Genomic DNA, 3,756 nt, shown 5'->3' with positions numbered 1-3,756 from the left:
ATACTCGACTCGGCGTCGACGACCTGCTGCTTGTGCAGCTCCCAGCGACGCTGTGCCTCGGCGTACTGCGACTCCCAGGCAGCGCGCTGCTCCTCGAAGCCCGGCTTCCAGTCGTTGGTCTCCGGGTCGAAGCCCTCGGGGTAGATGTAGTTGCCCTGATCGTCGTAGCTCGCGGTCATGCCGTACAGCGACGGATCGAAGTCGTCGGCAGCGACGTCCACGCCCTCGTTGGCCTGCTTCAGCGACAGCGAGATGCGGCGACGCTCGAGGTCGATGTCGATGATCTTGATGAAGACCTCTTCACCGACCGAGACGACCTGCTCGGCGAGCTCGACGTGCTTGCCCGAGAGCTCGGAGATGTGCACCAGGCCCTCGATGCCGTCCTCGACGCGCACGAACGCACCGAAGGGAACCAGCTTGGTGACCTTGCCGGGCACGACCTCGCCGATGGCGTGGGTGCGGGCGAACAGCTGCCACGGGTCCTCCTGGGTCGCCTTCAGCGACAGGGAGACGCGCTCGCGGTCCATGTCCACGTAGAGGACCTCGACGGAGACCTTCTGACCGACCTCGACGACCTCGGAGGGGTGATCGATGTGCTTCCAGGACAGCTCGGAGACGTGCACCAGGCCGTCGACGCCACCCAGGTCCACGAAGGCACCGAAGTTGACGATGGAGGACACGACACCCTCGCGCACCTGGGACTTCTGCAGGGTCTGCAGGAAGTCGGAGCGGACCGCGGACTGGGTCTCCTCCAGGTAGGCGCGGCGGGACAGCACCACATTGTTGCGGTTCTTGTCGAGCTCGATGATCTTCGCCTCGATCTCCTGGCCCACGTAGGGCAGCCGGTCGCGCACGCGGCGCATCTCCACGAGGGAGGCGGGGAGGAAGCCGCGCAGGCCGATGTCGACGATGAGGCCGCCCTTGACCACCTCGATGACGTGGCCGGTAACGACGCCCTCGTCTTCCTTGATCTGCTCGATGGTGCCCCAGGCGCGCTCGTACTGGGCGCGCTTCTTGGACAGGATCAGGCGGCCTTCCTTGTCCTCCTTGGTCTGGACCAGGGCCTCGATCTCATCGCCGACGCTGACGACCTCGAAGGGGTCGACGTCGTGCTTGATGGAGAGTTCCTTGGAGGGGATGACGCCTTCGGTCTTGTAACCGATGTCGAGGAGAACCTCGTCACGGTCGACCTTGACGACGGTACCGGTGACGATGTCACCGTCATTGAAGTACTTGATGGTGGCGTCGATCGCTGCCAGGAAGGCTTCGGGCGAGCCGAGGTCGTCAATGGCGACCTGAGGTGCGGCCTCAGTGCTGGAGGTCATGTAGTAGGACTCCGTAGTGGATGTGTGTGTCGTGTGGTGCTCCGTGGCCCTTCGACGAGCCAGGATCGGGCCGGACCAACAGGTCCGGCGATTGACATGACACGACGAGCACAGCCTGCTCCGTCCGAGGATGCGCAGACCACAGCGCACTGCCGAGTCTATCTTTCGCCCTCCTGAAGGGTCAACCGGGTACTGGCACCGGCAACCGGGACCCCGGGTACTGTCGGACCCCCGGGGGCTCGTCCGTCCCCGCGCACCCGAGGAGGACCCACGAATGAGCAGAGCACGCCGGATCGTCGCAGTGATCGCGGGCGTGACCGCACTGGCGCTGCTCGCCACCTGGTGGGTGCTGACCGGGCGCCAGCAGTCGACCACGGCTGATCCCGCCCCCAACACGACACCACCCAGCACCACTTCACCCAGCGCGGGCGCGGCTTCGGGCTCCGCCTCGGCAGGCTCCAGTGCCTCCGGCGGGTCGTCCATGGGGGCAGGCCAGCCGACTGGCCAGACCTCCGCGTCGCCCCAGCCGAGTGGCGCGGCATCCCCCGCCCCACCGGCCGGTTGTTCCACGGACTTCTCCAGGATGACGCCCACCCGGGCCACCGTGGGTGACCTGGTGCGTGACACCCCGGTGCTGAGCCTCGGGGTGGCCAAGGACGGCAGCGTGGCCACCCCGCCCTTCTCCCAGCCCAATTCCATCGGCTGGTACAACCTCGGCCCCCGCCCCGGCGACGTGACGGGCAAGGTGGTGCTCACCGCGCACACCTTCCGCAACGGCGGTGCCCTGGGCAATGCCATGCACGCCAGCAAGGATGGGCTTCGCCCCGGCGACGTGATCCGCATCTCGGACGCCAGCGGACGCACCCTGTGCTACCGCTACACCACCAGCACCAAGATCGCCGTCAAGGACTACGACCCGGACTCCACGGTCCTCTACGACGCCAAGGGCAGGCACCAGCTCGCGATCGTCACCTGCTGGGACTTCGACGCGCGACGCGAGCACTGGGACTCCCGCATCATCTACTACGCCGAGCCGATCACCGCCTGAACCGGAAGCCCTTGGCGCCCCGGGCCGATCGGGTCGCCGGAGCCGTGTGGGCGCCCGGTCAGTGCGCGGCCTCGTGCCAGCTGCGACCGGTGCCCACACTCACGTCGAGCGGGACGTCGAGTGCCATCGCGCTGCCCATCCTGTCTCGCACCACGGCCTCGACCTGCTCGGCCTCGCCCGGGGCCACCTCCAGGACCAGTTCGTCGTGCACCTGGAGCAGCACCCGGCTGGCCAGGCCGGACTCGTCGAGCGCCTTCTCCACCTGGAGCATGGCGACCTTGATCATGTCGGCGGCCGAGCCCTGGATGGGGGCATTGAGCGCCATCCGCTCGGCCATCTCGCGGCGTTGGCGGTTGGTGGAGTTCAGGTCGGGCAGGGGCCGGCGACGACCCAGCAGGGTGGCGGTGTAGCCGGTGCGACGGGCCTCGTCGACCACACCGGCCAGATAGTCCCGCACCCCGCCGAAGCGCTCGAAGTAGCCCTCCATCAGCTCCTTCGCCTCGGCCACCGGGATGGTGAGCTGCTTGGACAGCCCGAAGGCACTCAGGCCATAGGCCAGCCCGTAGTTCATCGCCTTGATCCGGGCCCGCTCCGTGGTGGTGACCGCATCGGGAGTGGTCTCGAAGACCTTCGAGGCCATGGCGGAGTGGAAGTCCTCGCCGCTGCGGAAGGCGTCGATGAGCCCCTTGTCGGCCGAGACGTGGGCCATGATCCGCATCTCGATCTGGGAGTAGTCGGCCGTCATCAGGCTCTGGTAGCCCTCACCGACCACGAAGGCCTCCCTGATGCGGCGTCCCGCCTCGGTGCGGATCGGAATGTTCTGCAGGTTCGGTTCGGTGGAGCTGAGCCGGCCGGTGGCCGCGATCGTCTGCATGTAGGTGGTGTGGATACGCCCGTCGTCACCGACGCTCTTGAGCAAGCCGTCGACGGTCTGGCGCAGGCGGATCGCGTCGCGGTGGGCCAGCAGGTGCTCCAGGAAGGGGTGCTGCGTCTTGGCGTAGAGCCCCTCCAGCGCGTCGGCATCGGTGGTCCAGCCGCTCTTGGTCTTGCGCGTCCTGGGCATGTCCAGCTCGTCGAAGAGAACCCCTTGCAGCTGCTTGGGCGAACCGAGGTTGATCTTCTTGCCGATCACCTCGTAGGCGGCATTCTCGGCGGCGACCACCTTCGCGTCGAAGTCGGCTCGCAGCTGTTCGAGGTGCTCCACGTCGACGGCGATCCCGTCGCGCTCCATCCGGGCCAGTACCCCTTGCAGGGGCAGTTCCACCTCGCTGAGCAGCGACAGCTCCCCCATGGCCTCCAGTTCCTCGGTGAGCTGTCGCGCCAGGTCGATCACGGCGCGTGCCCGCACCATGGCAGCCTGCACCTGTGCCGGGTCGGGGCCCT

At 67.5% G+C, this 3,756-nt stretch carries 3 protein-coding genes; 1 reads left to right on the top strand and 2 read right to left on the bottom strand.

All coding sequences use genetic code 11. The annotated features are described in order from the left end of the window. A partial coding sequence (rpsA, locus tag ACHFFZ_RS11520; RefSeq protein WP_394276756.1) for a 30S ribosomal protein S1 occupies positions 1-1,325 on the bottom strand: 1,325 nt, incomplete at its 3' end. Positions 1,326-1,599: 274 nt separating this feature from the next. Here rpsA and ACHFFZ_RS11515 point away from each other — a divergent pair. Next, positions 1,600-2,373 carry a class F sortase gene (locus tag ACHFFZ_RS11515; RefSeq protein ID WP_394276755.1) on the top strand — a complete coding sequence of 258 codons (774 nt, stop codon included), beginning with the start codon at positions 1,600-1,602 and terminating at the stop codon, positions 2,371-2,373. Between the two features lie 58 nt (positions 2,374-2,431). On the opposite strand, the gene ACHFFZ_RS11510 is transcribed toward ACHFFZ_RS11515, so the two are convergent. Further along, positions 2,432-3,756, bottom strand: a 1,325-nt coding sequence (locus ACHFFZ_RS11510) for a DNA polymerase (protein WP_394276754.1), incomplete at its 5' end; no start/stop codon positions are given.

Origin of the sequence: Luteococcus sp. (assembly GCF_043424415.1) — a bacterium.
Taxonomy (GTDB): domain Bacteria; phylum Actinomycetota; class Actinomycetes; order Propionibacteriales; family Propionibacteriaceae; genus Luteococcus.
The sequence above is the reverse complement of the archived record's forward strand: the minus strand, read 5'-3'. Positions and strand labels throughout refer to the sequence as shown.

Bases quoted from the DNA above. Each gene is read 5' to 3' on its own strand.
- ACHFFZ_RS11515 (WP_394276755.1), top strand. From the start codon at position 1,600: ATGAGCAGAGCACGCCGGATCGTCGCAGTGATCGCGGGCGTGACCGCA.